We start from the raw sequence: 25,419 nt of genomic DNA, 5'->3' as shown, positions 1-25,419 counted from the left end.
CGCAGCACTTGAGTCCCTACAGGTCTGACATGATCGACATCCGCCAATTGCGCTATTTCGTTGCCGTCGCCGAGGAAGAACACGTCGGCCGCGCCGCCGAACGGCTGCACATTTCCCAGTCGCCGCTGAGCCGGCAGATCGCCCAACTCGAAGAGCGTCTGGGCCTGACCCTGTTCGAACGCAGCCAGCAACGCATTCGCCTGACCCGCGACGGCCAGACCTTCCTCGCCGAAACCCGCGCCCTGCTGACCCACGCCAATCGCCTGGAATCCCTCGGCAAGCGTCTGGGTCGCGGCGAAGAAGGCGGCTTGTGCATCGGCTACATCGAAAACGCCATGCACGCCGGCGTCTTGCCCAATGCCTTACGCGTGTTGCGCACCGATCGGCCGAATGTGCATGTCGCGTTGTACAACCTCAGTTCCGCCGAGCAATTGGAAGGCTTGCGACAGCGTAGTCTCGATATTGCCTTGGTGAGTGAGCCGTCGACCGATGACGATCCGGATCTGCTGAGCTTTCAGGTGCTCGATGACCCGATGCTCTTGGCGTTGCCGGAACATCATCCATTGGCGCAGCAAGCGGCGTTGAGTCCCGAGGATCTGGCCGATCAGGAATGGATCGGCGTGCAGCCGCGACAGGATGCCAACGATGAGTTTGTCAGCGCCTGCATCCGTGCGGGATTCACCCCGGATGTGCGCATGCAGGCAACCGAGCCGTTTACTGCGCTGGGGTTGGTGGCGTCGGGGTTGGGGATTGCGATGATTCAAAAAGGTTTGAGCCATAACGCGCCGCCGGGTGTGGTGTTGCGGGAGCTGCCGTGGCTGAGGTTGACCACGCCGTTGTGGGCGGCGTGGCACCGGATCAATTTGCGGCCGTTGGTGGAGACGTTCCGCAAAGTCCTGACTGACGGTGAGATAGGCGCTGACTGAGAGGGCCTCTTCGCGAGCAGGCTCGCACCCACAGGTTCAGAAGTGATCTCGCATTCTGTGTACGACGCAGATCCCTGTGGGAGCGAGCCTGCTCGCGAAGGGGCCGGCACATCCAAGATCAAAATTGACTGAACCAACGCTTTCGCGAGCAGGCTCGCTCCCACAGGTTTTGCGGTGGATCTACACTCATCAGATCAGCATCCAGCCGTGAGTTGACCATGAGAATGTCCGCACAAATGACCGTCGTTGCGGTACTCGCCACACTTGCCTACCTCGGCCTGGCGGTGTGGGGCATTGGTGGTGTGGCGATGTTCTTTGCCCACGGCTCGCTGGTGATCGTCGCATTGGCGACGGTGGCGATGGTGATTGCTTCGCTGTTCAGTGAGGTCAACCTGAGCGCTGGCGAGCGTGAAGATCGCGCCAATCGCTGGGTGATTCCGGCGTTCGGTGTGATCGGGCTGGTCAGTGGTTTTCTGCCGGCTTACTGCGACCGGGTGAATTTCTGGACGGTGGGCGGTGAAGGTGTGCGCTGGCTCGGCGCTTTGCTGTTTATCATCGGCGGCGCGCTGCGGCTGTGGCCGGTGTTTGTGCTGGGGCGGCGGTTCAGTGGGTTGGTGGCGATTCAGCCGGGGCACCGATTGGTGACCGATGGCATCTATCAACACCTGCGCAATCCGAGTTATCTGGGGCTGGTGGTCAATGCCGTGGGCTGGGCGCTGGCGTTTCGTTCGGTGGTCGGACTGATGCTGGCAGCGCTGACACTGATCCCGTTGATTGCCCGGATTCATTCGGAAGAAGCCCTGCTGCGTGCGCAGTTTGGCGCGGAGTATGACGCTTACTGTGCGCGGAGCTGGCGGTTGGTGCCGGGGGTTTATTGACCTCCAAACACCGTCCCTGTAGGAGTGAGCCTGCTCGCGATAGCGGTCTTCCAGTCAAATAAGTGTTATCTGACACACCGCTATCGCGAGCAGGCTCACTCCTACAAGGGATTGTGGGGTGTCAGTGGCGTCGCAGATGCAGGCCGTCGCTGTCGACTGCGACGCGAATGTCAGCGTAACTGACCAACGTCGCATGAACCGTTTCCAGCGGATGCTGATGCGTGGTGGTGATGATCATCAGCGGCGCGCCGGCGGCTTCAGCCGCCTGAATGCCGACGGCGGCGTCTTCGAAGATCAGGCAATCACGCGCTTCCAGACCCAGTCGTTTGGCTGCCAGCAAATAGCCGGCCGGATCAGGTTTACCCGCCTGCACATCTTCCGCGGTGATCATCACCGCAGGCGCTGGAATTCCCGCCGCCGCCATGCGCCGCAAGGCCAGATCCCGTGGCGCCGAGGTCACCATCGCCCAGCGATCCTTGGGCAGGCTGTTGAGAAACGCGGCCGCGCCGGGAATCTCGACAATGCCTTCAACGTCTTCGATTTCCGCCTCGGTGATGAACGCCGCTTGCGCCTCGGCGTCCACGCCCGGCAGGTTCAGCCGGGTGATGGTATCGATCGCGCGCACACCATGAATGGTCGGCAAAAAGGTTTCCACATCGACGCCATGGCGCACGGCCCAGGCTGCCCAAATCCGCTCGGCGGCGGCAATGGAGTTGAGGACGGTGCCGTCCATGTCGAACAGAAACGCGCCGAACGCGCGATCAAGTACAGCATCGTGAGCAGACAAAGGGTCGCATCCTCTGGCAAAAGACCGGGCGGGCAATGTAGCACTTGCCCGGTCGATTCACCCAGCATGTCAGTGCAGGCGCGGTGCCTTGGATTTGAAGGCGCTGTCGACGCAGTCGAGCAATTGACCAATGGCCCACGGCTTTTTGATGAACGCCACAGGATGCTTGACCCCGGAGGTCTCGGGCGTTTCATAGCCGGACATGACCATCACCGGTTTGTCCGGCCAGCGGTCGCTGACCAGGTTGGCCAGATCAGCACCATTGAGGGTGCCGGGCATGGTGATGTCGGTCAGCAGCAGCGCCACTTCCGGCGCGTGTTGCTCGAGATATTGCGATGCGGCGTCGGCGCTGGTGTGCGGCTCGACTTTGAAACCTTCCTCCTGAAGAATTTCGCAGAGAAACTCCAGAATCAACGGATCATCCTCAACCACCAGAATCAATCCGCCAGGAAGGTGCGCGCTCGCCGTAGGTGTTGGGCACATGGAACTGCACTCCCTGAATTGCATTAACGATTTAGCGGCTTGAATCCGCTGCTTAACTGGTATGAGCAGCGGGCTCTGCAGAAATTCATTTTTGATACAGGTCTTTTGCGAAACGGTATTTTTGCCTGTCAGCGGCAATCGTTCGCGACGGTGTATTTGTGGTTAAAATGCCGGCCCTTTTGCTTGCCGATCCTGACCGATGAACCCTGAAGCCCTCGCCACCCTCCACGCCCATCTGCTGCCGGCCCTCGCGGCCGCACCGAGCGAAACCCGTCGCCTGTTCCACGGGCGCGGACGCTGCTGGGCCGGACTGGAGCAGCTGACCGTGGACTGGCTGCAAGGCGTGGTGCTGGTCTCGCTGTTCAAGGAGCCGGCACCTGAGCAACTGGACAATCTCAAGGCGCTGCTGCTGGAACTCACCGGTTCCGCCGAATGGAAACAGTCCGGCGCACACACCTTGCTGATCCAGCATCGCTACTTGCCGCAGAGCACTGCCGAATGGCTGCTGGGTGATGAGATCGATGAAATGAGCATCGTCGAGGGCGGCTTGCAGTATCGCGTCGATCTGGGACGCAAACAGAATGCCGGGCTGTTTCTCGACATGCGCTACGGGCGCAACTGGGTGCGCGAACAGGCCAACGGCAAACGCGTGTTGAATCTGTTCGCCTACACCTGCGGTTTTTCCGTGGCGGCCATCGAGGGTGGCGCCAGCCATGTGGTCAACCTGGACATGTCCCGCGCCGCACTGAGCCGTGGCCGCGACAACCATCGCTTGAACGGCCATGACCTGAGCAAAGTCAGTTTCCTTGGCCACGACCTGTTCAAGTCCTGGGGCAAGGTGATCAACAGCGGTCCGTATGATCTGGTGATCATCGATCCGCCGTCGTTCCAGAAAGGCAGTTTCCTGCTGACCAAGGATTACCAGCGCGTGCTGCGTCGTTTGCCGGAATTGCTCACCGCGCAAGGTACGGTGCTGGCGTGCATGAATGACCCGGCGTTCGGTTCGGACTTTCTGATTGAGGGCGTGACGCAGGAAGCGCCGAGTCTGCGCTTTGAGCAGCGGCTGGAGAATCCGCCGGAGTTTCCGGACATAGATCCTGAAAGCGGCCTCAAGGCTTTAGTCTTCCAGCGCACCCCCTGACACCCCGAAGATCCCCTGAACAACACACATCCCCTGTGGGAGCGAGCTTGCTCGCGAAAGCGTTTTGTCAGTCGCCAGTGAGGTTGACTGATCTACCGCATTCGCGAGCAAGCTCGCTCCCACAGGTTTATGTGTACGGCCGATGATCTTTAGTGAGGGCGCAGAACCAGCGCAAACAATTCACCATGCCCGGTGACATTGAGCTTGTGATACAGATTGCGCCGATGCACCTTGACCGTCTCCGGCGAAATCCCCATCTGCTGGGCCATCGCCTTGCTGGAGAAACCCTGCAAAATCAGCCTTGCCGTGTCGACCTCGCGCACCGTCAGCCGCGCATCGAAGCGGTCGAGTAACGTCGCCAGATCCCCAACCGGCGTTTCAGCCACCGCGCCCTGCGGCGGCAGCAACTGCACATGCCGACGCATCGCCGCCAGCACCCAGTCTCGCACGCACAGCAGCCGGCCCTGCTCGGCCATGCCGAATGGCGTCGAACGGCCCAATGACAAACCGAGCACGCCGCCCTCGACGTTGATCATGAACTGCAACTCGTCTTCGCCGACCACCGACCGAAAGTAGCTCTGATAGTACTCGCTGTGCAGAAACTGGTCCGGCGCGACCGAGGCGAGGCTGTGCAAACCGTCGGCAATGCCGGTCGAGGCGGCTTGATAAAACGGATCGAGCAGGTACATCCCGGCGCTGTAACCGGCCAGTTCTTCCTGCTCGTCGGCGCGGCCGCTGCTGTCGAAATCGATCAGCAACTGCGGCGCCTGCCCCGCTTGCATCAGCGCCACCAGCGCGTTGTCCAGCGGCACCAGCAGCCGCAACGTGTCGACCAGCGCGCGCCAGAAACCGGCCTGACCGACACCGGCAAATACCCGCGCCAGGCTTTGATGCACTGGCAGTTCCTGCAGCAACGCGTCCACGCACTACCCCTTTTGAGTAACCCATGATGGGAATGGGTCAGGCGTGACCGGCCCGATAGGCTGAGCACTCCTGTTCATCACCGGCCTGCACAGGCCAGGAGTGCCGCATCATGCGTGGTCACCGTGGCTGTATCAACCTCAGCATTCAACTGGGCCTGCTGGCCGGTATCGGCGCCGGCTCGATGGCCATGGCCGCCGACGCGCCGAGCGTGCACGTCTACAACTGGTACGACTACATCGGCCCGACTACCCTCCACGATTTCCAGCGCGACAGCGGTATCCAGCCGGTCTACGACACCTTCGACAGTGCCGAAGTCCTTGAAGGCAAACTGATGACCAGCCGCAGCGGCTACGACGTGGTGGTGGCAAGCAACTTCAGCCTGCCGACGCTGATCAAGGCCGGCGCCCTCGCCCCACTGCCGCGCGAACAACTGCCGGGCTGGAAGAATCTCGACAGCGACCTGCTGGCGAAACTGGCCAACAACGATCCCGGCAATCAATACGCGGTGCCGTACCTGTGGGGCACCAACGGCATCGGTTACAACATCGACAAAGTGCGCGCGGCGCTGGGCGACAAGGCGCCGGTGGATTCGTGGGATCTGGTGTTCAACGAAGCCAACCTCGCCAAACTCGGCCAGTGCGGTGTGGCGATGCTCGATTCGCCGTCGGAGATGCTGCCGGTCGCCCTGCACTATCTCGGCTTGCCACCGAACAGCACCGATCCCGAAGACTATAAAAAAGCCGAAGCGCTATTGTTGAAACTGCGCCCGCACATCGCTTACTTCAACTCGTCGAAATTCATCAGCGACCTGTCCAACGGCAACATCTGCGTGGCAGTCGGTTGGTCGGGAGCGATGCTGGAAGCCAAGACCAATGCCGAGCAGGCCAACAACGGCGTGAAGATCGCCTACAGCCTGCCCAAGGAAGGTGCGCCGGTGTGGTTCGACACGCTGGTGCTGCTCAAGGACGCGCCGAATCGTCCTCAGGGTTTGGCGTTTATCGACTATCTGCTGCGGCCCGAAGTGATCGCGCCGGTCAGTGATCATCTGTCTTATCCGAATGGCAACCGCGCGGCGACACCGCTGGTGGCCGAAGCCACGCGGGACAACCCGGCGGTTTATCCATCCGCCACGGCGATGGCCACGCTGTACACCCTTGAACCCCTGCCCAAAGCCACCGAACGGGTGCGCACGCGGGTCTGGAGCAAGGTCAAGAACGGCCAATAAAGCTTTTTGAACATTCCACAAAACCCTGTGGGAGCGAGCTTGCTCGCGAAGGCAGTCCGACATTCAACATTGATGTCGACTGAGCCACCGCATTCGCGAGCAAGCTCGCTCCCACAGGGGTCGGCGAATAGCCCAGCATTTTTTAGAGAGACAACAATCAATGAAACCTCGTGCCCGTGACCTCAATATCCGCATCGGCCAACTACCACCCGGCCCGCTCAACGCCATCACCGATGTCCCCGGCGTGCGCGTCGGCCACAGCAATGTGCGCGGGCGCAGCAGCGCCGGGCGCGACATCTGCACTGGCGTCACAGTGATCGAACCGCGCCTGGGCTCGACCAATCAGCAACCGTGTTTTGCCGGCGTGCATGTGCTCAACGGCAATGGCGACGCCACCGGGCTTGAATGGATTCGCGAGGCGGGTCTGTTGACCAGCCCGATTGCCTTCACCAACACCCACAGCCTCGGTGTGGTGCGCGATGCATTGATTGCCCTGGATCGCCAGCAGCAACCCGATGACGGTCGCCTCTACTGGAACATGCCGGTGGTACTGGAAACCTTTGACGGTTTGCTCAACGACATCAATGGTTTCCACGTCCAGCCTGAACACGTCGCCGAAGCGCTGAGCGCAGCCGTCGACGGCCCCGTCGTCGAGGGCGCGATCGGCGGTGGCAGCGGCATGATCTGCCATGAATTCAAGGGTGGCATCGGCACCGCGTCGCGCCGTTTGAGCAGTGCTCAGGGTGGCTGGACCGTCGGCGCGATCGTGCAGGCCAACCACGGCATTCGCAGTGAATTGCGGGTCGATGGCTACCCGGTCGGGCGCTACATGGAACAGAAAGATTCGCCGTTCCTGCGCGCCTCATTGCCGCATCCGGGCATGGGTTCGATTGTCGTCTGCCTGGCCACCGATGCGCCGCTGTTGCCGCATCAGTGCACGCGTCTGGCGCAGCGTGCGAGCCTCGGACTGGCGCGAACCGGCGGTGGCAACGAGGATCACAGCGGCGACATCTTCATCGCTTTCGCCACCGGCAACGATCACGTAGCGCCCGCAGCCTACGAAGGCAAAGGCGCACCGACCTGCGACGGTTTGCGCATGGTCAACAATGACCACATCAGCGAACTGTTTCTGGCAGCGACCGAGGCCGTTGAAGAAGCGATCATCAATGCGTTGCTGGCCAGTGACAGCACCGAAGGTAATGGGCATTCCGTACCGGGACTGGATGCGCAAACCCTGCTCGCTGCCCTCGAAAAATCAGGCTGGCCTGGCGCCCGCTAACCCCGCTTTTCCCCTGTAGGAGTGAGCCTGCTCGCGATCGCGGTTTGTCAGTCGAAGTAGATTTGACTGACCCACCGCGATCGCGAGCAGGCTCACTCCTACACAGGATTACGTCAGTATTTGGCTACCAGGTTCGCGCCGCCGCCCGTGCGACTGGCGGTACTTGAGCCGTCACTTGCACACTCCTAGGATGGAGTCACGCAGTGGCTCCGCACTTCGAGCGCTGCGTAGGCGTGGGTGCTCTGAACCCCAATCAAGCCCGCGCCTTGCTTCATGCGCCTCTTGAGCCTCGAGGGCTCTACTTCCTCCCCATCAAAGAGCTTTGAGGCTCTTTTTTTGTCTGCGCAAATCAACTGCCCACCGGCGAATCGACGCGAATCGAGTGCCAGGCTGCTTGCGCCAGCAGTTCGCGATAGTCGCCGGGCTGCCCTTCACCCGCCCCGCCAACCCGTTCACGCTACCGAGGGCAAACAGGTGTTCACGGCGCGGATCACTTTGAACGTCAAACCCGGCTGAATGGCGCCCACAAAAAAGCCCTTGCTGCGCGATTCACAGCAAGGGCTTTTTCAGCGATGTGAGGTCAGTGCACGGTCAGGCGCTGGCGGACAAACTCCTCGACATGGCGAGTGGTCTGATCGAGGTGCCGGTCGCGCTGTTTCTCGGCATCGAGCATCGCGCGTTTGCCGTTTTTCTGCAGCAGATAGGTGTGAATCTGCTGTACTTCCAGCGACCGGTAAATCGGTGTGGTGTCGATAAATCCACGCAGGCCGTTGCTGCGGTAATGCCGCGTACTCATCAACACTTGCGTCTCGCGAGAACCGATCACTTCAAAACCCAAGGCTTCGAAGAACGGGACTTTGCCGATCGTGCAGGCCAGCTCCGCATGGGGATAACGCCCGACCATCTCACCGATCATCGCCCGCGCCACGCCCTGGCGCCGATGCCCTTCGCGCACTGCCATGTAAGCCACGCTGCAGGCTTCCCAGTCGCCCTGCACCGGCAGGTACAACAGAAAGCCGATCACTTGCTCCGGATCATCCTCGTCGGTAGCGACCAGCAACTCCACGTCGGTGCCCTTCTCGCCATTCAACGCCTCCAGATACAGATGCACCTCATAGCCGACCGCGTATTGATAGACGTTGTACAACAGATTGCTCGGGCCGAGACCGACCGCGCTGATGTCGGTCAAGTAGTCGACGACCATCTGCAGGATCTGGCTGTTGACGGCCTCAGGGCATGGGGATTTGTAGTGGGTGATGCGTGGCATGACGAACTCCGACGGTAAAAAGCGTTGCCGACCGCCGCAGCGGTCGACGAGCCGCGACATCATACCGTGACGCGCCCGCTCGACGTCTAAAGTTCCTGTTCCGAGCGCCGATGTAACGGTCTCCAACGAACGTCACTACCAGGGATCGGCCATGTATTACCCGCGCGAAGCTGCCAAGGATCACCTCTACAACCGTATCGTTATGCTGACCGTTGCTTGCTGCGTGGTACTGCTGCTCGCTGCAATGGCTCACAAGTCGGGCATGCTTTATGGAGCGCTGAGTTTCAACGGTGTGGAAACCCGTGGCAGCGTCACGGCATTGGAACAGATTCCAATGAATGCCAATGGCAAGGTCATTCACTATCAATACACCGATGCCCAAGGCCAGACCCATGAAGGGCAACACGCCGACGAACGCTACGTTGAGCATACCCAGTATGAAGTCGATGGCCCCATCACCCTGCTGGTGTCGCCGTGGATGCCGGATAACAGCTGCATCGCCAGCCAGTTGCAGAGTTACCGTACGAGCTTCTACATCATGACCGGCGGTGTGTTGCTCGCACTGCTGTTTCTGCTGATCTCGGGCAGGACGTTCTGGCAGATTCAGGCAATGAAAGAACAAGACCGGTTTTATTGAGTCCAGCCTCACAGGCAACAACCATCACGCGCGCCGGGCGTCTTGCTGCGGCGCCATCCTGACGTTCTCGCATCGCCCTCCCTGAAAAAAATTTCATCCGTCTCAGAAGGGATCTTTCGCCATTCAGGCATCCAATTCTGCAGCTGCGTTCACTTTTCAACGCAGGCCTTGAGGAGTTGTCATGAGCGTTTTGCGTTCCCTGTCCAAATGGCGAAAAACCCTGCTGCTGGTGCCGTTAACGCTGGCCGCGCTGAGCAGCGCCCCGGTGTTTGCGCAACCGGTGGTGATCGTCCAGCAAGCCCCACCGCCGATGCGCATGGAAGTGATGCCCGGTGCGCGTCCCGGTTATGTCTGGGATCAAGGTCATTGGCGCTGGCAAGGACGCGGTTACGTGTGGATACCCGGCCACTGGCAACCGGTGAAGTACGGCGCGCGCTGGAAACCCGGGCACTGGCAGGCGCGCGGGCCGAACTGGTTCTGGGTCGAAGGGCATTGGGTGCGATGAATGCGCGACAGCCTGACCATCACTTCTTGGGGGAACCCCACCATGTCGAAAATCGTTAAAGCACTGCTGGCAGCCACGCTGGTGGCCATTACGCTGTCCGGTTGTGTCGTCGAGCCGGCCCGTCCGCACCGGCCACCGCCGCTGGTCGAAGTCGTTCCGGTGATGCCGGCACCGGGTTATCACTGGGTCGCCGGGCACTATCGCTGGGGCGGCAACCAATGGCGCTGGGTGCCGGGGCACTGGCGGGCCTATTGATCGCCACGGCGGGCGTCACTGCTGTGGCGCCACCACTTTGAATTTGATGGCGATGTCCTTGGACACCACCGTGTCAGCCCACTCCCCCGCGCCGAGGCCGAATTCGTCGCGTTTGAGCACCAGTTCACCGTCGAAAATGCCGATGGCGCTGCCCGGTTTCAATTCCACCGGAACCTGCACCTTGCGGGTGATGCCTTTTAGGGTGAGCTGGCCGGCAATCAGGTAGTGGTGCTCGGCCACTTGGGTAAAGTGGCTGGATTCGAAAACCGCGACCGGGAATTTTTCCGTGTCGAACCACGCCGGTTTCACCAGCTCGGTGTTGGCGTCTTCGCTGCCGGCATCGATGCTGTTGAGGTCGATGTGCAAGGTGGTACGGGCGTTGGCGAGGTTGTTGGTATCGAAGTCCAGCGTCGCCTCGAACTTGCCGAAGGTGCCGTACATCGGCGAGCCCATCTGGTTGTAGGTAAAACTGATCTGGCTGGCGGTGGTGTTGACCCGCGTGTATTCGACAGCCTGCGCGGTACAGACGACGCACAGCGAACACGCGGCAGCCAGCAGCAATCGGATCGACATAAGATTCTCCGGGTGGGGCTTGCCGTCGAGGGACTCGATTGACTTAAGCAAACATCCGACCGTTGCGCCAGCGCCTACACCAAACGCTCGATTTTCTGATGCTGCCAGACCAGTTTGTAATACAAGGTCTGCAACACCAGCATGCTCAGATACGCCACCGGAAACGCCATCCACACGCCCTGCAAACCATATTGGCCGTCCAGCCAGTACGCCGCCGGCAGTTGCACACCGACAACGCAAATGATCGCAATGATCACCGGCACCAACACCGTGCCGCTGGCGCGCATGATCCCGCCGATGATGGCCTGGAAGCCAAAGACCAACAGGCTCCACAGCATGATGTGCAGCAGATGCTCAGCCATTGCCCGGGTCGAATCCTCGGTCAGGAACAGCCCCAGCAACCAGTGCGACAGCAGATAGCCGAGCACGATCAGGCCGCCGGTCAGGCACACGTTGATCAACAGCCCGGTGCGCAGAATCGGCCCCATCCGCTCCAGTCGCCCGGCGCCGATGGCCTGTGCACCGAGAATCGACGCAGTGATCGCAATCGACAACGCCGGGAACTGCACATAATTGACGATCTGTGTCACCGCGCCATAGGCCGCCGTCGCTTGTGACCCGTGCTGGTTGACCAGCGCCAGAATCACCAGCTCCGACAGCGACAGCACAATCATCTGCACGCCGGTCGGCAGGCCGATGCGCAAGACCTTGCCGAGAATGGCCCCGTCGAGGCGCAGCGCAGCAAAGAACTCCCGGTCCGGCGCCAGCGGATGGCCCTTGCGAATCAGGCGCCACGCCAGCCACGCCATCGCCGCCAGGTTACCGGCCAGCCCGGCGTACGCCGCACTCTGAATACCCAGTTGCGGCAGGCCGAACCAGCCGCGAATCAGCGCCGGCGTCAATGCCAGCCCGACACCGGTCGATACGATCAACGCCAGCAACGGCGACAGCGTATCGCTGACCCCGCGCAACAGCTGCGTGAACAACACAAACACCAGCAGCGACGGCAAGATCCACATCATCACATGGGCATACGCCACCGCATCGTCGAGCACATCCGCCGGCGTCCCCAGCCCCGCCAACGCCTGCCGCGCGAACACGCTGCCCAATATTGCGGCGACCAGACCGATCAACACGCCCAGCAACAGCGTGGCCCCGGCGATCGCCTTGACCATGTGCGGCTCCCGCGCGCCCCACGCCTGACCGATCAACACACCGGCGCCCGCGCCGAGGCCGATCACCAGTGCGATAAAGAAGAACACGATGGGAAACATCCCCGACACCGCTGCCAAAGCCTGGGTGCCGAGCATCTGACCGATGTAGATGCTGTTGACCGTGCCCGACATCGATTGCAGAAAATTCGACAGCACCATCGGCGCGAGGAACAGCAGGTAGGTGTGCCAGAGTGGGCGTTGGGCGACGGCTTGCATTGAATAGAGGTCCATCTCGACGGCGGGTGGGCTGATGGAGGATAGCTTCGGTGAGTTGCACGCGGGGCGCAATTAACATTTCAAATCGGTGTTTATGACCGGTGGCCGAGCCTGTGTAACGGACACGGTTCTGTAGGTGCAAGTTCAGAGCTGTGGTAAACAACTGTCCACTTTCCCTTCTCTCATTGAGGCTCTGTTCATGCCGCGCTTTGCCCAACTGCTGACCATCACCCTCCTCGCCCTGCTCGCCACCAGCGCCCACGCCGCTGCGCCCGCCGAAACCTTGAAGCCGTTGCTGGAGACACTCAACGAACGCCTGAACATCGGCGACCTCGTCGCGCTGACCAAATGGGACAGCGGCAAGCCGATTCAGGACAGCCCGCGTGAAGCGCAGGTCATCGCCAATGCCCGTAAGCTGGCCAGCGAGCGTCAACTCGACGCGGAGGACGTGGCGCAACTGATCGCGGCGCAAATGGAGGCGAACAAACTGGTGCAGTACGGTTTGCTTTCGCAATGGCAGGCAGCGGGTGCCGCGCCGGACACTCCTCGCCCCGACCTGGGCAAACAGATCCGCCCGCGTCTAGATGAACTGCAAACTCGGCTGTTGCAGCAATACGCCGATTTTGCGCCGTATCGCCATGATGCGAATTGCCCAGTCTGGCTGGCCAAGGCGCGTAAAGACCTGACACACGACGCGCTGCATGAACTGGCTTTGACGCGGGCTACCGGTGAGCTGTGCGTGCGATCAACAGCCCCTTGAAACGGGGGTTCGGGCATACATTGCTGGCATCGATAGTCACCATCACGGCAATGAAGTTCTCATAAAAAATCCACGGCGTAACATCGGCTCCAGACAAACAACTACCCCTTGGAGCACACGATCATGAAACGCCAAACCCTTCTCGGCATCGCTTTTTCGGTTTTCGCCATTAACGCTTTTGCCGCCACCCCGGCACACACCCAGGTCGCTGAAGGCGGCTCGGACAAGTTGATTGAAAGTCGTGTTGCCGAAGGTGGCGCTGATCGTCTGATCGAACGCCGCGTTGCCGAAGGTGGCGCTGATCGTCTGATCGAACGCCGTGTTGCCGAAGGTGGCGCTGATCGTCTGCTTGAACGCCGTGTTGCCGAAGGTGGCGCTGATCGTCTGATCGAGCGCCGCGTCGCATAACTCAACGGCTTCATCGCAATCGCAATAAAAGCCCGGCCTGATCAGCCGGGCTTTTTCACGTCCGCCGCCATCCATTCCCCGACTGGCCACCCACCGCCCATTGCGCATACCATGCGGGCACAACTCCAAAACAGACCTCGCCTGCCCATGCTCAAAGCCAGTCTGCGTAGCCACCTCACCCTTTGGTTTGCCGGTTTATCCCTGCTGACACTGCTCAGCGTTGGCTTCTATGTCGGTCACATCGCCACGGAACAGATGAAGCAGGCCAGCGGCAATGCCTTGCTCAACACCGCGCGCTCGGCCGCATCGTTGCTGGGTGAACAACTGCGCGAACGCCAGTTGGAGGTTTATCTGCTAAGCCGCGCGCCGCATCTGGAGCGGGGCGATCTGGACAACCCGGCGATTCTGAAATCGATGCAACTGCGTACTCAGGCCCGCGCCGAATATGCGTGGATGGGCGTCACCGACGCCGAGGGCAAGGTGCATCAGGCAGTCAACGACTTGCTGGTCGGTCAATCAGTGCAACAACGACCATGGTTCCAGGCCGGGATGCGCGGCGAGTACACCGGCGATCCCCATGAGGCGGTGCTGCTGGCGAAAATGTTGCCGGGGTTGCCGAACGGCGAACCGCTGCGCTTCATCGATTTCGCCGCGCCGATCCGTAATGCCGACGGCCAGGTGATTGGCGTGCTGGGCGCACACGCACATTGGAGTTGGGTGACACGCATTGTCGAGTCGGCGGCGTTTTCACATAAAAATTCAACGCCGGATATCGAGGCGTTGATCATCGATCACGATGGCAAGGTGCTCTACCCGGAAGCGCTGATGGGGCAGCAACTGGCAACTGACGCCACGGCGCAAGGCTGGACCGCCGGCAATGGATTCCTCACCAGCGTGGTCAACGTGCCGACGCCGTCGAGCACCGCGTTGTCATGGTCGATCGCGGTGCGCCAGCCATTGGAAACCGCACTGCAACCGGCACGCCTGCTGATGTACAAATTGCTGATCCTGGGTGTGGTCGCGGCGGTGCTGTTCGGCTTGGTGGCTTACTACCTGGCGCTGTACCTGAGCCGACCGATCGAACAACTCGCGCGCTCCGCCCGACAGGTGCAAAACCAGCAGCCCGGCGCACAATTCCCGCTGCAACATCCGGTGCTGGAAATTGCCCAGCTCGGTCAGTCCATCGATGCGATGACGCAATCACTGCTCGGCAAAGAGCGTGAACTGCAAGAGGCCAATGCCTCGCTGGAAGCCACGGTGGCGCAACGGACCGCAGCCCTGACGCAAGCCAATGCCGAGTTGCTGAGTCTGGCAACCCACGACAGTTTGACCGGCGTTCACAACCGTCGCCGTTTCGACGAAAAACTCACCGAATACACACTGCTGTTCCGCCGCACCGGACGCCCGTTTTCCCTGCTGCTGATCGATGCTGATCACTTCAAGCGAATCAATGACACCCACGGTCACGCGGTGGGTGATGAGGTGCTGCAGCAGTTGGCGCAGTTGATTCAGAGCAGCCTGCGCACCACCGATTTCGTCGCCCGTTATGGCGGCGAAGAGTTCGCCGTGCTATTGCCGGAAATCGCCCAACCCGACACCCCGGAAGTGGTCGCCGAGAAGATTCGCGCGGCGGTTGCCGAGGCCGATTTCCCTGCGGTCGGGAATGTGACGGTGAGCATCGGTGTCGGCCTGGCAGACCCGGCCGATAACAACCACAGTGCACTGATCAAACGCGCCGATCAGCAGCTCTATCAAGCCAAGGCAGCGGGCCGCAATCAGGTCGCTTGATCAGCCCTTCTTCACTTCGCAAACCCCGTTGGCCCTGTTTTTCCCGGTGTAAGACACCGCAGGCGAACCATCGGGATTGATGCTCAGGGAAATGGTCACCCCAGCGCCTTTGACCTCGAAGTAGTTGTCGTTGAATTTCTTCAACTTGCCTTCCTTGCCATTGATGTAGATTGGCCCGCCCTCATCGGCGTGCACCTCGATCTTGCCCGGGCACGTGGCGTTGAACAGGGGGATACCAGCGTGGGCCAGTCCGGTTACAAGCAACAACGGCGCTGCCAACAGCAAAGATTTCATGGTGGATTCCTTGAGTGCGACGGTGTGCCGACGCCTTAAGCAATACCGCAAATCCCTCAGCCCGGCCAGCGCCGTGTTGCCACACTCACGGTCAGGTATTGGTTTTCAACTTGGTCCACAAGCGCGTCGTCAGCCGCGCAATCTTCGCCGGCAATTCCTCTACAGTGAACAACTTCTCCATCACGCTGTTCGGTGGGTAGATCGCCGAATCCTGCTTCACGTCCGGGTTAAGAAACTCACCGGCTGCGGCATTCGGGTTGGCGTAATGAATGCTGTTGCTGATGTTGGCGATTACTTGCGGTTCGAGCAGGTAGTTCATGTAGGCGTAGCCGTTGTTTTCGTGCGGTGCGTTCTTCGGCATGACCAGCATGTCGAACCACAGCGTTGTGCCTTCGTCGGGGATCGAATAGGCGATGTCGATAGCGTTTTTGGCTTCTTTGGCGCTGGCGGCCGCCTGGACGATATCGCCGTTGAAACCGATCACCACGCAGACGTTGCCGTTGGCCAGATCACTGATGTACTTCGAGGCGTGGAAGTACTGAATGTACGGGCGGATTTTCAACAAGGCCTGTTCGGCTTTTTTGTAATCATCAGGCTCATGACTGTGCGGTGGCAACCCCAGATAGTTGAGGGTGATCGGCAACACTTGCGTCGGGTTGTCGATGAACGCCACGCCGCACTGGCTGAGTTTCTTGATGTTGTCTTCATCGAACAGCAGCTTCCAGGAGCGGGTGACATCGGTGTTGCCGAAGATCGCTTTGACCTTCTCGACGTTGTAGCCGATGCCGGCGGTGCCCCACATATACGGATAGCCGTACTGGTTGCCGGGGTCGTTGACCTCAAGTTTTTGCATCAACACCGGATCAAGGTTTTTCCAGTTCGGCAGTCGCGACCTGTCGAGTTTCTCGATTGCACCGGCCTTGATCAGCCGCGACAGAAAGTGGTTCGACGGGCTGACCACGTCATATCCGGTGTTGCCGGTCATCAACTTCGATTCCAGCACTTCGTTACTGTCGTGGATGTCGTAGGTGGTCTTGATGCCGGTGGCCTGGGTGAAGTTGGCCAGGGTGTCCGGGGCGATGTAGCTGTTCCAGTTGGAGATGTTGACGGTTTCGTCGGCGAGGGCCGAGGTCGATGTTGCCGCAATTACGACGGCCAGCGAAAGTGGCTGGATGCGCATGGTCTGTCACCTGAGTTGAGTGGCTTTTGTTGTTGTGCGATAGGTGGAGTTTCAGATTTCTGTTCTGGCCCTGAGCGCTTCCACGCGCAGGCGAAGCATGGCACCGATGTCGAAAAACGGACGCGGCGGCAGCCAGCCAGGTTCGGCGCGCTGCATCACCGATTGCAGCAGCGGCGAGTCGATTCCCGAAGCCAGTTCCGCGAGCAAGCGGCCCCATAACGTCCCCCGCGCCACCCCTGAACCGTTGCAGCCGGCCACGGCGAAGACGCCCTCTTCGACCCGATCAAAAAACGCCTGACCGCTGCGGCTGGCGCTCAAATGGCCGGTCCAGGTGTACTGAATGTCTTGCTCACCGAGAAACGGGAAGCGTCGTTGCAAGCCGCGAACATGGTGCTGGCGACGCAACGCGAGTTCACTGCTGGAAAGATCGCGCGTACGGTATTCGGCGGTGTTGCGGATCATCACGCGGCGATCCGGGGTCAGGCGCACCGTGGCGCCCAGCGGTCGCGTCGACAGCACGCCCCACGGCTCAACTGCACCGATGGCGTTGAACTCCTGATCGGTTAGCGGCCGCGTGAGACTGGCGCTGAGTTCCATCGCAAATGTCGCGCTGTCGGCAATCCCGACCCGAGGAATAAAAGCGTTGAGGCACACCAGAACGCGATTGGCTTCGATGCTGCCTTGCGCACAATTGGCGCGCAGTCGCCCCTTTGCGAGGCGCTGCAGACCAGTGATGTCTGTGTTTTCGTAAACGCTGATATTGCCCGGCAAGGCATTGAGCAAACCTTTCACGTATTTCGCCGGTTGCAACAGGGCATTGCCGTTGCCACACCAGATCGCTGCCTCGTAGTGACCGGTGCCGAGCTTCTGCGCCAGTGCCGAACCTTGCACAAACTCCGCGCGAGCGCCGAGGGCACGCAGGGTCGCCAGTTTCGCGTCGACATGGTCGAGCTTGGCGCGGTCGTTGACGGCAAAGTAATAACCGCTGTCGCGAAAATCACAGTCGATGGCATGACGGGCGATTCGTTGCCGCACCTCCTCGCTGGCCGCCCGGGAAATCATCGTATCGACTTCAAACCCGGCAAAACTCGGCGCGCCGATCAGCTCGCTGTGCGCCGGGTGTTCATGGGCGACTACGAATCCCGAATTGCGCGCCGAGGCCCCCTGCGCCGCACGCTGGCGATCAACCACGACGATGCGCGCCTGCGGGTGCAGATCGGCCAGTGCGTGTGCGGCACTGAGCCCGGTGATCCCGGCGCCAATCACCAGCCAATCAGCTGTTTGCACCCCGCTCAGGCGACCACGCTCTGGCGAACTGCCGGCCTGCGCGATCCAGCCACATACGTTTTCCATGCCTCACCTCATTCGACTGTCGTTCTGCGGCTTGCCTCTGAGAGAGCGCCATGCGTGAATCGCATGGGCAGCTTGAGAAGATCACCGCCATAGCTAGAATCTATAAGGTCTTCAGCACACCGACCAACGCTATAAAATCATCGAGCCATTCAGGAAAAGCATGGATAAAATTCGCCACGTTCCTTCGCTACAAGCACTGCAAGCACTGGTTGAAGTCGCCCGGTGCGGCAGCTTCACCCGCGCTGCGCAAACCCTGTGCCTGACGCAAAGCGCGGTGAGCCGACAGATCCAGCAACTGGAAAGCCACTTCAATGTCGTGCTGTTTCTGCGCACCAGCCGCAGCCTGAGCCTGACCGCAGAAGGCGAACAGGTGTTGGCCAGCGCCCGCAGCATCCTTGAACAACTGAAGACGCTCGAAGAACGTCTCGCCCCACAGAAGCGGCCGTTTCGTATCCGCATGCATGTATCGTTGGCGGTGCGCTGGCTGCTGCCGAAACTCAACGACTTCTATCTGCGCCATCCCGAGGTGTCGCTGGCGATCGAAACCGTCGCCACTGAAGTGGTTGAGCCGGGCAACGACAGCGACGCCTACATTCTTTATTTGCCGCAGCCATCGAGCGATCCGGACTGCCTGACGCTGTTCGAAGAAACACTGGTGCCGGTGTGCTCCCCCACCCTCGCCGGTGCACCGCATTCGGTCGATGAACTGCTGCACTTCGCGTTATTGCACCGCTCGGCCGATCGACAGGCGTGGATCGAATGGCTGGCAGCCAACGATGGAAAACCGCTGGAGGATTACCGGCACATTCCGTTTAACCTTGATGAATTGGCACTGGATGCAGCGGCGCGAGGTTTGGGCGTGGCAATGACGGACATGACGCTGGCGGCAGAGTCGATTGAGCGCGGGGTGTTGGTGGTGCCGTTTGGGGAGCCGTTGAGGACTGGGGGCGTTTATGCTTTGTGCTTGCAGCCTTCAGCCGCATCACATCTTGCGTGTGGACGGGTGATGGAGTGGTTTGCGAGAAAGGCAATGGCAGTCCCAAGCGGTGTTCCGCTTGGGACTTGAACGTACTCAGACGGCTGCCAATGCGACAACCGCTGCCACTAGTTTTACGGCTTCTGCAAACAAAGCGATGATTTGCGCAGCTTTCTTCTGTGCTGCAATGGCTGACTGAACATTCTCATTAGTCGCCTTTAACTCACTCATCAATTGCTGCACATATAAGTTATCGTCTCGCAGATCATCTCTTTCTGCTTTCCAGTAGGCATCTCTGGCCGCACCGAGCATTGCTTTTAATTGATCACGACCCTTTGTCGTTTGCGCAGAATAAAGAGCATCATACTGATCATCCAATGTGTCATAGGTCATTTTTGCCTGTTGAACAATGTTGGTTTTCAATGTGGCAGCCATTTCACTCTCCTTAAACCAGGGACTCAAGATTTACTCTGAACTTTGGCGGCTTCATACCCTTTCAATAATTCCTGAAGCTGAATTATTGATTGAGTGAGACTTTCTGCGGACAGCGGTGTGCCTGCTTCGAAATCCACATGCTGCCCCACCAACTTATCCACGGAAGATTTGATCTCGCCCAACAAGTCCAACTCTGCTCCCATTCGCCACTTCAACTTTATCGCGGCACTTTTTTTCATTGCATCATAAGCGGGTGGAAGTGTAGGTTTCGCCCCGTTGCTGTTTCTATACTTCAACAGGCTGGCGATGTAGGCTTTTCTCACTTCGGTTGACCAATACCCAACACCATCAGCGGATGAACTCAAGCCAGCATCGGCCAGATAACCGGCCGCCATCTGGGCAGGGTCGCCCAACCCTTCGCCAATAAAAATATCAGTAGCCCGGGCTTTCGCTTTCAGCTCCTCGCTCTTATAGCGCTTTAGGCGCTCTACATCGTTTGCAAGAAATGTACTCAGCGACAACAGCCTTGCTCTGATCAGCTCACTGGCTTCTTTCAACTGATCCTTCTGGGCTTCCGAGGCAATAAGACCGCCGCCCTTGGACACTACGAAATTGGTCACACTGGAAATTGCCCCACCAGTACTGCCTGTTGCTTTGGCGTACTCATTCAATGCACCAGACAGATTGTTTATCTTGTCTTCGACTTCTTTCGCCGCATCGTATGACGCCAGTTCCCCAAATGACTTGTACGTGGCGTTCAATTGATTGAACACTTCTTTGCGCGCTTGTAACTGCCTGGAAATGTCTATTATCGAGGCAACGGTAGTGTCCCCCACATCGGGCCTGCCGAGAAACGCAGCCGAAATGGCCTCCGCCTCCAGATACTTATTGAGCCCGTCTTTTGAGGATTGGTAGGAAAGGTTCGCCGCACTGGCAACGGATTCGCCGCTACCGGCGAGCTTCACAGCATCTTTAGGATCAATATTCGAACAGCCAGAATTGAGCACAACAAGCAAAAATGCTGGCCAAAATATCTTGCGCCTCTTCATAAATCACCCTTGGTCTGTTTTGAGGAACAGACACAACGGGCAGCAAAACCGATTGCTGCTCAGGCGTCCCTGAACATGAACGCTAGTTTATTCAGGGCGATTTGCCACTATTCAGAAAAGGGACAAGACGAATGGCAAAGTACATCACCCGAGGCATTGCGTTCGCTCGTTAATCAGGCTGGAACATTTGCAAATACGCCAACAGATTCTCCAGTTTCTCTTCATCACTCAGGCCCCAGAAAATCATCCGCGTACCCGGCACCACGCCTTTCGGATCCTTCAGATAAGCGATCAGCGTTTCACGATCCCAGGTTACTCCCGAGTTCTTCATTGCATCGGAATACACGTAATTCGCTGACGTACCGGCAGGCCGGCCGATGATGCCGTTGAGTTGCGGGCCGAATCCCGGCCGGGCCGATTCGCCGACCTGATGGCAGCCGCCGCACAGACGCGGGAAGATTTTCGCCCCGGCTTCGGGATCGCCTGCGGCGTGGGAGAGCGTACTGAACAGGCTGGTGGCGAGCATCAGGGCAAGTGACAGTGCAGCGGTGTTTTTCATCGAGGGTTCCGGATCGGTCTGCATCGGGCGGCGCAAGGGTAGCATTTTGTTTTTACAGGTAAGCGCCAATGACCTTTCTGATTTTGCTCAAGGCCTGACGCAACACCTCCCTGTCGACTGAACCCAGCGCCAGGCGAATCGCATGCGGTACATGGCTCGATACCGAAAACGGTTCGGCGGTGGTGACGGAAATCTGTTCGTGCATCAGTTCCACGACAATCTGATCGGCGCGCACGTCTTCCGGCAGCGGTAGCCACAAGAAATACGACGCCGGATGGCCAATGCTCGGCAAGCCTTGCAGCACCTCGGCCGCCAGGGCCTGCCGCGCTTTGGCGTCGTTGCGTTTCTGTTCCTCCAGCAGCGTCACCGTGCCGTCGTCGAGCCAGCCGCAAGCAATCGCGGTCATGATGCCCGGCGTGTTCCAGGTCGTGGCGCGAATAATGCGTTCCAGCGCGGGCACGGTCTCTGTCGGTGCAGCGATGAAACCGACGCGCAGGCCCGTGGCGATGTTTTTCGACAGGCCCGAGACGTACACCGTGCGCTCCGGCGCCAGCTCGATTAACGCGCGGGGTGGGTTTTCTACCAGAAACGCGTAGGCCGCGTCTTCGATGAGGGTCAGATCATGTCGACGGGCAATCGCCACCAACTGCTCGCGTTGCGCCAACGGCATCACCCAACCCAACGGATTGTGCAACGTCGGCATGCTGTACACGGCGCGCACCGAGCGGCTGCGACAGAGTGTGTCCAGCGCCACGAGATCCGGCCCTTGATCACCGAGCGGAATGGCTACGACTTCCAGATGCAGCGCTTCGGCCAGTACCTTGAAGCCGGAATAGGTCAGCGCGTCGGCGGCAATCACATCGCCGGGTTTGAGCAATGCCATCAACGTGACGGCGAGGCCTTGCTGGGCGCCATTGACGATCAGCACTTGCTCGGCTTCGACCGTCACCCCGCGCGTCAGCAGATGCCGAGCGACGGACGCGCGCTCGTGGGCGCGACCGGCGTGCGGCTGATAACGCAGCAACGCTTCCAGATCCCCGGACAACGCTAATTGGCGCAGCGCGGTGCGCAACAGATCCGCCTGACCGGGCAATGACGGGTAGTTGAAATTGAGGTCGATCATGCCCACCGCCACCTGTTTCTGATCGATGCCCTGCCCCGGCGACAGCGAGGTTTCGCGCACGAACGTGCCGCGCCCGGTTTCGCCACTGACCAGGCCCATCGCCTCCAGCTCCGCGTACACCCGCGAGGCTGTGACCAGCGCCAGCCCTTCCTGAGCGGCCAGTTGCCGGTGCGTCGGCAACCGCGTACCCGGCGGCAACTGGCCCGAGCGAATGTCTGCCGCATAGGCATCAACGAGTGTCTTGTAGCGCGAACGTGGCATGCCGGATGTATCCATGACAATTCTTTGATTGTGCTGATTCTCGGCTCTAGCATGGCCGCAACGCAACCCACTCCTGAGCGTGATCTGGCATGGAACAGACTTCGAACCTGAGCCCCCCGGCAATGGAAAAAACCAGCGGCTGGATCAACGGTTTTATCGGCGTAGTGATCTTCAGCGGCTCGCTGCCGGCCACGCGTCTGGCGGTGCTGGAGTTCGATCCGGTGTTTCTCACGGTGGTCCGCGCTGCCATCGCCGGTGTGTTGGCGGTGGCGCTGTTGTGGCTGTTTCGCGAACGGCGTCCGGCGCGCGATCAGTGGCTGTCGCTGTTGATTGTCGCGCTGGGCGTAGTGCTCGGCTTTCCCCTGCTGACCGCCCTGGCGCTGCAACACGTGACGTCGGCGCACTCGATTGTGTTTGTCGGATTGCTGCCATTGGCGACGGCGATTTTTGCCGTGCTGCGCGGCGGTGAGCGGCCGCGACCGGTGTTCTGGATTTTCTCCGTACTGGGTAGCGCACTGGTGGTGGGCCTCGCGCTGGCACAAGGGCTGACTGCCTCGCCCACCGGTGACCTGCTGATGCTCACCGCCATTCTCGCCTGCGGGCTCGGTTATGCCGAAGGCGCGAAGTTGTCACGCACCCTCGGCGGCTGGCAGGTGATTTGCTGGGCGCTGGTGCTGTCGCTACCCGTGATGGTGGTGTTGAGTCTGTGGCGGGCGCCCGCCTCGTTCAGCACGGTCAGTCTGTCGGCATGGTTGTGTCTGGGCTATGTGTCGCTGTTCAGCATGCTGATCGGCTTTGTGTTCTGGTATCGCGGCCTGGCTCAGGGCGGGATTGCGGCGGTGGGTCAGTTGCAATTACTGCAGCCGTTTTTCGGTCTGGCGCTGGCGGCGACCCTGCTGCATGAACACGTCAGCGTCGGCATGCTCGCCGTGACGCTGGGCGTGATCCTGTGCGTGGCCGGGGCGAAGAAATTCGCCAAATGATGCTCAGGCGCCCGCCTTCCATTCGCGAGGGCTGAGCCCGGTCTTACGCCGAAACGCCCGCGCCAGCGCCGAAGGACTTTCGTAACCGACCTCTTCGGCAATCAGCGCAATCGGTTTGCCTTCGCGCAGGCGTTTCTGCGCCAGACTGACCCGCCAGCTCAGCAGATAATCGGCCGGCGTCTGCCCGACAACCCGACGAAACTGCTCGGCAAACCCGGCGCGGGACAGGTTAGCGACAGACGCCAGATCCGCCACGCTCCAGGGCTTTTGCGGTTGCTCGTGCATCGAGTTCAAGGCGCGCGAAAGACGTGGATCGGCCAGCCCGGCGATCATCCCCGGTTGTTGTTCGCGACTGCTGATCAAGTGCCGCAGCAACAGAATAACCAGCAGTTCGAACAGTCGATCCATCACTGCCACGCGCCCGCAGTGACCTTCGAACGCTTCCTTGAACAGCCATTCAACAGTGTTGCCCAGCTCCGGGATGTCCGTCAGCTTCAGCACCAGATAATCCGGCAGTGCCGCCGCCAGTGCATTACCGGAACCGCCGTCAAACGTCAGCGTTGCGCAGACCACTCGGGTGTCCATCGCCTCGTCGGCGAACATGCGATGGGCAAAAGGTCGGGGGAAGAAAATCAACGACGGCTCACTCAGGCGAATCTCACGTTCGCTGCCCGGCTTGAGCAACAGTTCACCACCCTGCAACAAATGCACATGGCCGACCGGTTCATTTTCATGAACCGCGACGCCGCAGAACGTGCCGCTGTGAAAAGTGCCGGCAGTCACGCCGAAATGGCTGAGCAATGTTGAAAGGCGATCCATGGACGGCTCCAACAGTTATCGGGCGGCTCGTATTCTTTTCAGCGCTGAGACTGCGCCGCGACCTTCGCGAGCAAGCTCGCTCCCACATTTGAAATCCATTCCCCGGTGGGAGTGAGCTTGCTCACGAAGACGCCCGTCCAGTCACCACAAATCTGTCAGCGAACGCCAGAGCTGGACGATCTGCCGCATATCCTCGACGATTTGCCGCCAATCCACCAGCCTCACCCAATAACATGGCCTCCATCCCCGGCGCACTACGCACCGGACTCTCGGAGCATCACCATGAGCCGCATCCACGCTATCAGCCTCGAAACCGCCGCCGACGCCAGCCGCCCAGTACTGGAAGGCGTGAAAAAGAAAATCGGTTTCCTGCCCAACGTCTTCACCACCCTCGCGAAAGCGCCGGTGGCCCTCGAAACCTACGTGCAAGCCTCGGCGATCCTCGGCAAAACCTCGCTGAGCGCCCAGGAAAAAGAAGCGGTGTACCTCGCCACCTCACAGGTCAACGGTTGCGACTATTGCCTGGCCGCACACACCTTGTTTGCCAGCAAGGCCGGGCTCTCGGCGCAAGACATCGTCGCCGCCCGCCAAGGCGAACTCAACGCGTACGCCACCCTCGCCCGTCAGTTGACCGAAAGTCGCGGCCATTTGAGTGACGAACAGATCGCCGCTGCCCGTGCTGCCGGCATCGACGACGTGAAGATCATCGAAGTGATCGCACTGGTGGCCGTGCAGAGCCTGACCAACTACCTGAACAACGCGGCGCTGACCGATATTGACTTCCCGGCCATCTGAATCCGGCTACACAAAACCTGTGGGAGCTGACCTGCTCGCGATAGCGGTGTGTCATTCAAAGCATCTTTGAGTGACACACCGCTATCGCGAGCAGGCTCACTCCTACAGTTGGATCGGGTACATCAGCAAGAAATTGGTCGGCTGTCAGGCCGCCTTCGCGAGCAGGCTCGCTCCCACAGTTGGATCGGGTACATCAGCAAGAAATTGGTCGGCTGGCAGGCCGCCTTCGCGAGCAGGCTCGCTCTCACAGTTTTAACGTGCGTACAACCCTAGCGGCAAAGCCGCCCCACTCAACAGGATGAGCGTTAGCTCGGCTGCAGCTCTTG

Annotated in this window: 27 protein-coding genes and 1 pseudogene; 14 read left to right on the top strand and 14 right to left on the bottom strand. The window is 60.0% G+C overall.

Annotated elements, in window-relative coordinates; translation table 11 throughout:
* The first annotated feature begins 29 nt into the window (after positions 1-29).
* Positions 30-926: a LysR substrate-binding domain-containing protein gene (locus ACWR1S_RS08010; protein WP_454563097.1), complete on the top strand. Its 897-nt coding sequence runs from the start codon at positions 30-32 to the stop codon at positions 924-926.
* 218 nt (positions 927-1,144) lie between these two features.
* Positions 1,145-1,804 carry a methyltransferase family protein gene (locus tag ACWR1S_RS08005; RefSeq protein WP_454563096.1) on the top strand — a complete coding sequence of 220 codons (660 nt, stop codon included), beginning with the start codon at positions 1,145-1,147 and terminating at the stop codon, positions 1,802-1,804.
* 121 nt (positions 1,805-1,925) lie between these two features.
* Here the strand turns inward: ACWR1S_RS08005 and ACWR1S_RS08000 are convergent, their stop codons facing one another.
* The gene (locus ACWR1S_RS08000; RefSeq protein ID WP_454563095.1) at positions 1,926-2,591 is read right to left on the bottom strand and encodes an HAD-IA family hydrolase; all 666 of its coding nucleotides are present in this window, start codon (positions 2,589-2,591) and stop codon (positions 1,926-1,928) included.
* 69 nt (positions 2,592-2,660) lie between these two features.
* On the bottom strand, positions 2,661-3,074 hold the full coding sequence (locus ACWR1S_RS07995) for a response regulator (RefSeq protein ID WP_454563094.1): 414 nt from the start codon (positions 3,072-3,074) through the stop codon (positions 2,661-2,663).
* A gap of 199 nt (positions 3,075-3,273) precedes the next feature.
* Between ACWR1S_RS07995 and ACWR1S_RS07990 the strand changes: the two genes are divergently transcribed.
* Entirely contained in the window at positions 3,274-4,215 is a 942-nt protein-coding gene (locus ACWR1S_RS07990) for a class I SAM-dependent methyltransferase (protein ID WP_454563093.1), read from the top strand.
* 149 nt (positions 4,216-4,364) lie between these two features.
* On the opposite strand, the gene ACWR1S_RS07985 is transcribed toward ACWR1S_RS07990, so the two are convergent.
* On the bottom strand, positions 4,365-5,138 hold the full coding sequence (locus ACWR1S_RS07985) for a helix-turn-helix transcriptional regulator (protein WP_454563092.1): 774 nt from the start codon (positions 5,136-5,138) through the stop codon (positions 4,365-4,367).
* 110 nt (positions 5,139-5,248) lie between these two features.
* Between ACWR1S_RS07985 and ACWR1S_RS07980 the strand changes: the two genes are divergently transcribed.
* Complete coding sequence (locus tag ACWR1S_RS07980) at positions 5,249-6,364, top strand: extracellular solute-binding protein (protein WP_454563091.1); 1,116 nt, start codon at positions 5,249-5,251, stop codon at positions 6,362-6,364.
* 160 nt (positions 6,365-6,524) lie between these two features.
* A complete protein-coding gene (locus tag ACWR1S_RS07975; protein WP_454563090.1) occupies positions 6,525-7,643 on the top strand; it encodes a DmpA family aminopeptidase in 1,119 nt (372 codons plus the stop codon).
* 580 nt (positions 7,644-8,223) lie between these two features.
* On the opposite strand, the gene ACWR1S_RS07970 is transcribed toward ACWR1S_RS07975, so the two are convergent.
* On the bottom strand, positions 8,224-8,910 hold the full coding sequence (locus ACWR1S_RS07970) for a GNAT family N-acetyltransferase (RefSeq protein ID WP_454563089.1): 687 nt from the start codon (positions 8,908-8,910) through the stop codon (positions 8,224-8,226).
* Between the two features lie 151 nt (positions 8,911-9,061).
* Here ACWR1S_RS07970 and ACWR1S_RS07965 point away from each other — a divergent pair, with 151 nt between their 5' ends.
* The 3 genes from ACWR1S_RS07965 (at position 9,062) to ACWR1S_RS07955 (ending at position 10,307) form a co-directional block, all read left to right on the top strand.
* Complete coding sequence (locus tag ACWR1S_RS07965) at positions 9,062-9,547, top strand: hypothetical protein (protein ID WP_454563088.1); 486 nt, start codon at positions 9,062-9,064, stop codon at positions 9,545-9,547.
* A gap of 181 nt (positions 9,548-9,728) precedes the next feature.
* Positions 9,729-10,052, top strand: coding sequence for a YXWGXW repeat-containing protein (locus ACWR1S_RS07960; protein WP_454563087.1), 324 nt, complete (start codon positions 9,729-9,731; stop codon positions 10,050-10,052).
* 42 nt (positions 10,053-10,094) lie between these two features.
* Positions 10,095-10,307, top strand: coding sequence for a YXWGXW repeat-containing protein (locus ACWR1S_RS07955; RefSeq protein WP_077573601.1), 213 nt, complete (start codon positions 10,095-10,097; stop codon positions 10,305-10,307).
* Between the two features lie 15 nt (positions 10,308-10,322).
* Here ACWR1S_RS07955 and ACWR1S_RS07950 read toward each other — a convergent pair whose 3' ends face one another.
* Together ACWR1S_RS07950 and ACWR1S_RS07945 are read right to left on the bottom strand one after the other, a co-directional pair.
* The gene (locus ACWR1S_RS07950) at positions 10,323-10,880 is read right to left on the bottom strand and encodes a YceI family protein (protein ID WP_454563086.1); all 558 of its coding nucleotides are present in this window, start codon (positions 10,878-10,880) and stop codon (positions 10,323-10,325) included.
* 74 nt (positions 10,881-10,954) lie between these two features.
* Positions 10,955-12,310, bottom strand: a complete 1,356-nt coding sequence (locus tag ACWR1S_RS07945) for an MATE family efflux transporter (protein ID WP_454563085.1) — start codon at positions 12,308-12,310, stop codon at positions 10,955-10,957.
* Between the two features lie 199 nt (positions 12,311-12,509).
* Between ACWR1S_RS07945 and ACWR1S_RS07940 the strand changes: the two genes are divergently transcribed.
* The 3 genes and pseudogenes from ACWR1S_RS07940 to ACWR1S_RS07930 all read left to right on the top strand — a co-directional run bounded on the left by ACWR1S_RS07940 (position 12,510) and on the right by ACWR1S_RS07930 (position 15,266).
* The gene (locus ACWR1S_RS07940; RefSeq protein ID WP_454563084.1) at positions 12,510-13,070 is read left to right on the top strand and encodes a chorismate mutase; all 561 of its coding nucleotides are present in this window, start codon (positions 12,510-12,512) and stop codon (positions 13,068-13,070) included.
* A gap of 123 nt (positions 13,071-13,193) precedes the next feature.
* A pseudogene (locus tag ACWR1S_RS07935) lies at positions 13,194-13,475 on the top strand (hypothetical protein); the annotation flags it as partial.
* A gap of 150 nt (positions 13,476-13,625) precedes the next feature.
* The gene (locus tag ACWR1S_RS07930; RefSeq protein WP_454563083.1) at positions 13,626-15,266 is read left to right on the top strand and encodes a sensor domain-containing diguanylate cyclase; all 1,641 of its coding nucleotides are present in this window, start codon (positions 13,626-13,628) and stop codon (positions 15,264-15,266) included.
* Here ACWR1S_RS07930 and ACWR1S_RS07925 read toward each other — a convergent pair whose 3' ends face one another.
* The 3 genes from ACWR1S_RS07925 to ACWR1S_RS07915 all read right to left on the bottom strand — a co-directional run bounded on the left by ACWR1S_RS07925 (position 15,267) and on the right by ACWR1S_RS07915 (position 18,093).
* A complete protein-coding gene (locus ACWR1S_RS07925) occupies positions 15,267-15,560 on the bottom strand; it encodes a hypothetical protein (RefSeq protein WP_454563082.1) in 294 nt (97 codons plus the stop codon). It lies immediately after the preceding gene.
* Positions 15,561-15,651: 91 nt separating this feature from the next.
* Positions 15,652-16,740 carry a polyamine ABC transporter substrate-binding protein gene (locus ACWR1S_RS07920; protein WP_454563081.1) on the bottom strand — a complete coding sequence of 363 codons (1,089 nt, stop codon included), beginning with the start codon at positions 16,738-16,740 and terminating at the stop codon, positions 15,652-15,654.
* Positions 16,741-16,791: 51 nt separating this feature from the next.
* Positions 16,792-18,093 (bottom strand): NAD(P)/FAD-dependent oxidoreductase, encoded by a 1,302-nt coding sequence (locus ACWR1S_RS07915; protein ID WP_454563080.1) that lies wholly within the window; start codon positions 18,091-18,093, stop codon positions 16,792-16,794.
* 160 nt (positions 18,094-18,253) lie between these two features.
* Here ACWR1S_RS07915 and ACWR1S_RS07910 point away from each other — a divergent pair, with 160 nt between their 5' ends.
* Positions 18,254-19,159: a LysR substrate-binding domain-containing protein gene (locus ACWR1S_RS07910; protein ID WP_454563079.1), complete on the top strand. Its 906-nt coding sequence runs from the start codon at positions 18,254-18,256 to the stop codon at positions 19,157-19,159.
* A 6-nt stretch (positions 19,160-19,165) separates the two neighbouring features.
* Here ACWR1S_RS07910 and ACWR1S_RS07905 read toward each other — a convergent pair whose 3' ends face one another.
* From ACWR1S_RS07905 to ACWR1S_RS07890, 4 genes are all read right to left on the bottom strand, one after another.
* Complete coding sequence (locus ACWR1S_RS07905; protein ID WP_454563078.1) at positions 19,166-19,504, bottom strand: hypothetical protein; 339 nt, start codon at positions 19,502-19,504, stop codon at positions 19,166-19,168.
* A gap of 23 nt (positions 19,505-19,527) precedes the next feature.
* A complete protein-coding gene (locus ACWR1S_RS07900) occupies positions 19,528-20,553 on the bottom strand; it encodes a hypothetical protein (RefSeq protein WP_454563077.1) in 1,026 nt (341 codons plus the stop codon).
* A gap of 169 nt (positions 20,554-20,722) precedes the next feature.
* Entirely contained in the window at positions 20,723-21,112 is a 390-nt protein-coding gene (locus ACWR1S_RS07895) for a c-type cytochrome (RefSeq protein ID WP_454563076.1), read from the bottom strand.
* A gap of 52 nt (positions 21,113-21,164) precedes the next feature.
* Positions 21,165-22,496: an aminotransferase-like domain-containing protein gene (locus ACWR1S_RS07890; protein WP_454563184.1), complete on the bottom strand. Its 1,332-nt coding sequence runs from the start codon at positions 22,494-22,496 to the stop codon at positions 21,165-21,167.
* A gap of 89 nt (positions 22,497-22,585) precedes the next feature.
* Between ACWR1S_RS07890 and ACWR1S_RS07885 the strand changes: the two genes are divergently transcribed.
* Positions 22,586-23,479: a DMT family transporter gene (locus tag ACWR1S_RS07885; protein ID WP_454563075.1), complete on the top strand. Its 894-nt coding sequence runs from the start codon at positions 22,586-22,588 to the stop codon at positions 23,477-23,479.
* A gap of 3 nt (positions 23,480-23,482) precedes the next feature.
* Here the strand turns inward: ACWR1S_RS07885 and ACWR1S_RS07880 are convergent, their stop codons facing one another.
* Entirely contained in the window at positions 23,483-24,298 is an 816-nt protein-coding gene (locus tag ACWR1S_RS07880; protein WP_454563074.1) for a cupin domain-containing protein, read from the bottom strand.
* A gap of 282 nt (positions 24,299-24,580) precedes the next feature.
* Between ACWR1S_RS07880 and ACWR1S_RS07875 the strand changes: the two genes are divergently transcribed.
* Complete coding sequence (locus ACWR1S_RS07875) at positions 24,581-25,093, top strand: carboxymuconolactone decarboxylase family protein (RefSeq protein WP_454563073.1); 513 nt, start codon at positions 24,581-24,583, stop codon at positions 25,091-25,093.
* Positions 25,094-25,419 lie beyond the last annotated feature (326 nt).

It is taken from the genome of Pseudomonas sp. AIG (assembly GCF_977020205.1).
Note: the sequence above shows the minus strand (reverse complement) of the source record. Positions and strands in the feature narration are given on the sequence as shown.

Excerpts from the sequence above, each read along its gene's own strand:
- ACWR1S_RS07915 (WP_454563080.1), bottom strand. The coding sequence starts at position 18,093 with ATGGAAAACGTATGTGGCTGGATCGCGCAGGCCGGCAGTTCGCCAGAG.
- ACWR1S_RS07950 (WP_454563086.1), bottom strand. The coding sequence starts at position 10,880 with ATGTCGATCCGATTGCTGCTGGCTGCCGCGTGTTCGCTGTGCGTCGTC.
- ACWR1S_RS07980 (WP_454563091.1), top strand. The coding sequence starts at position 5,249 with ATGCGTGGTCACCGTGGCTGTATCAACCTCAGCATTCAACTGGGCCTG.
- ACWR1S_RS07875 (WP_454563073.1), top strand. The coding sequence starts at position 24,581 with ATGAGCCGCATCCACGCTATCAGCCTCGAAACCGCCGCCGACGCCAGC.
- ACWR1S_RS07895 (WP_454563076.1), bottom strand. The coding sequence starts at position 21,112 with ATGAAAAACACCGCTGCACTGTCACTTGCCCTGATGCTCGCCACCAGC.
- ACWR1S_RS07960 (WP_454563087.1), top strand. The coding sequence starts at position 9,729 with ATGAGCGTTTTGCGTTCCCTGTCCAAATGGCGAAAAACCCTGCTGCTG.
- ACWR1S_RS07945 (WP_454563085.1), bottom strand. The coding sequence starts at position 12,310 with ATGCAAGCCGTCGCCCAACGCCCACTCTGGCACACCTACCTGCTGTTC.
- ACWR1S_RS08005 (WP_454563096.1), top strand. The coding sequence starts at position 1,145 with ATGAGAATGTCCGCACAAATGACCGTCGTTGCGGTACTCGCCACACTT.
- ACWR1S_RS07890 (WP_454563184.1), bottom strand. The coding sequence starts at position 22,496 with ATGCCACGTTCGCGCTACAAGACACTCGTTGATGCCTATGCGGCAGAC.
- ACWR1S_RS07975 (WP_454563090.1), top strand. The coding sequence starts at position 6,525 with ATGAAACCTCGTGCCCGTGACCTCAATATCCGCATCGGCCAACTACCA.
- ACWR1S_RS07930 (WP_454563083.1), top strand. The coding sequence starts at position 13,626 with ATGCTCAAAGCCAGTCTGCGTAGCCACCTCACCCTTTGGTTTGCCGGT.
- ACWR1S_RS07925 (WP_454563082.1), bottom strand. The coding sequence starts at position 15,560 with ATGAAATCTTTGCTGTTGGCAGCGCCGTTGTTGCTTGTAACCGGACTG.
- ACWR1S_RS07905 (WP_454563078.1), bottom strand. The coding sequence starts at position 19,504 with ATGGCTGCCACATTGAAAACCAACATTGTTCAACAGGCAAAAATGACC.
- ACWR1S_RS07990 (WP_454563093.1), top strand. The coding sequence starts at position 3,274 with ATGAACCCTGAAGCCCTCGCCACCCTCCACGCCCATCTGCTGCCGGCC.
- ACWR1S_RS08010 (WP_454563097.1), top strand. The coding sequence starts at position 30 with ATGATCGACATCCGCCAATTGCGCTATTTCGTTGCCGTCGCCGAGGAA.
- ACWR1S_RS07970 (WP_454563089.1), bottom strand. The coding sequence starts at position 8,910 with ATGCCACGCATCACCCACTACAAATCCCCATGCCCTGAGGCCGTCAAC.
- ACWR1S_RS07965 (WP_454563088.1), top strand. The coding sequence starts at position 9,062 with ATGTATTACCCGCGCGAAGCTGCCAAGGATCACCTCTACAACCGTATC.
- ACWR1S_RS07995 (WP_454563094.1), bottom strand. The coding sequence starts at position 3,074 with ATGTGCCCAACACCTACGGCGAGCGCGCACCTTCCTGGCGGATTGATT.
- ACWR1S_RS07880 (WP_454563074.1), bottom strand. The coding sequence starts at position 24,298 with ATGGATCGCCTTTCAACATTGCTCAGCCATTTCGGCGTGACTGCCGGC.
- ACWR1S_RS07885 (WP_454563075.1), top strand. The coding sequence starts at position 22,586 with ATGGAACAGACTTCGAACCTGAGCCCCCCGGCAATGGAAAAAACCAGC.
- ACWR1S_RS07910 (WP_454563079.1), top strand. The coding sequence starts at position 18,254 with ATGGATAAAATTCGCCACGTTCCTTCGCTACAAGCACTGCAAGCACTG.
- ACWR1S_RS07920 (WP_454563081.1), bottom strand. The coding sequence starts at position 16,740 with ATGCGCATCCAGCCACTTTCGCTGGCCGTCGTAATTGCGGCAACATCG.
- ACWR1S_RS07940 (WP_454563084.1), top strand. The coding sequence starts at position 12,510 with ATGCCGCGCTTTGCCCAACTGCTGACCATCACCCTCCTCGCCCTGCTC.
- ACWR1S_RS07955 (WP_077573601.1), top strand. The coding sequence starts at position 10,095 with ATGTCGAAAATCGTTAAAGCACTGCTGGCAGCCACGCTGGTGGCCATT.
- ACWR1S_RS07900 (WP_454563077.1), bottom strand. The coding sequence starts at position 20,553 with ATGAAGAGGCGCAAGATATTTTGGCCAGCATTTTTGCTTGTTGTGCTC.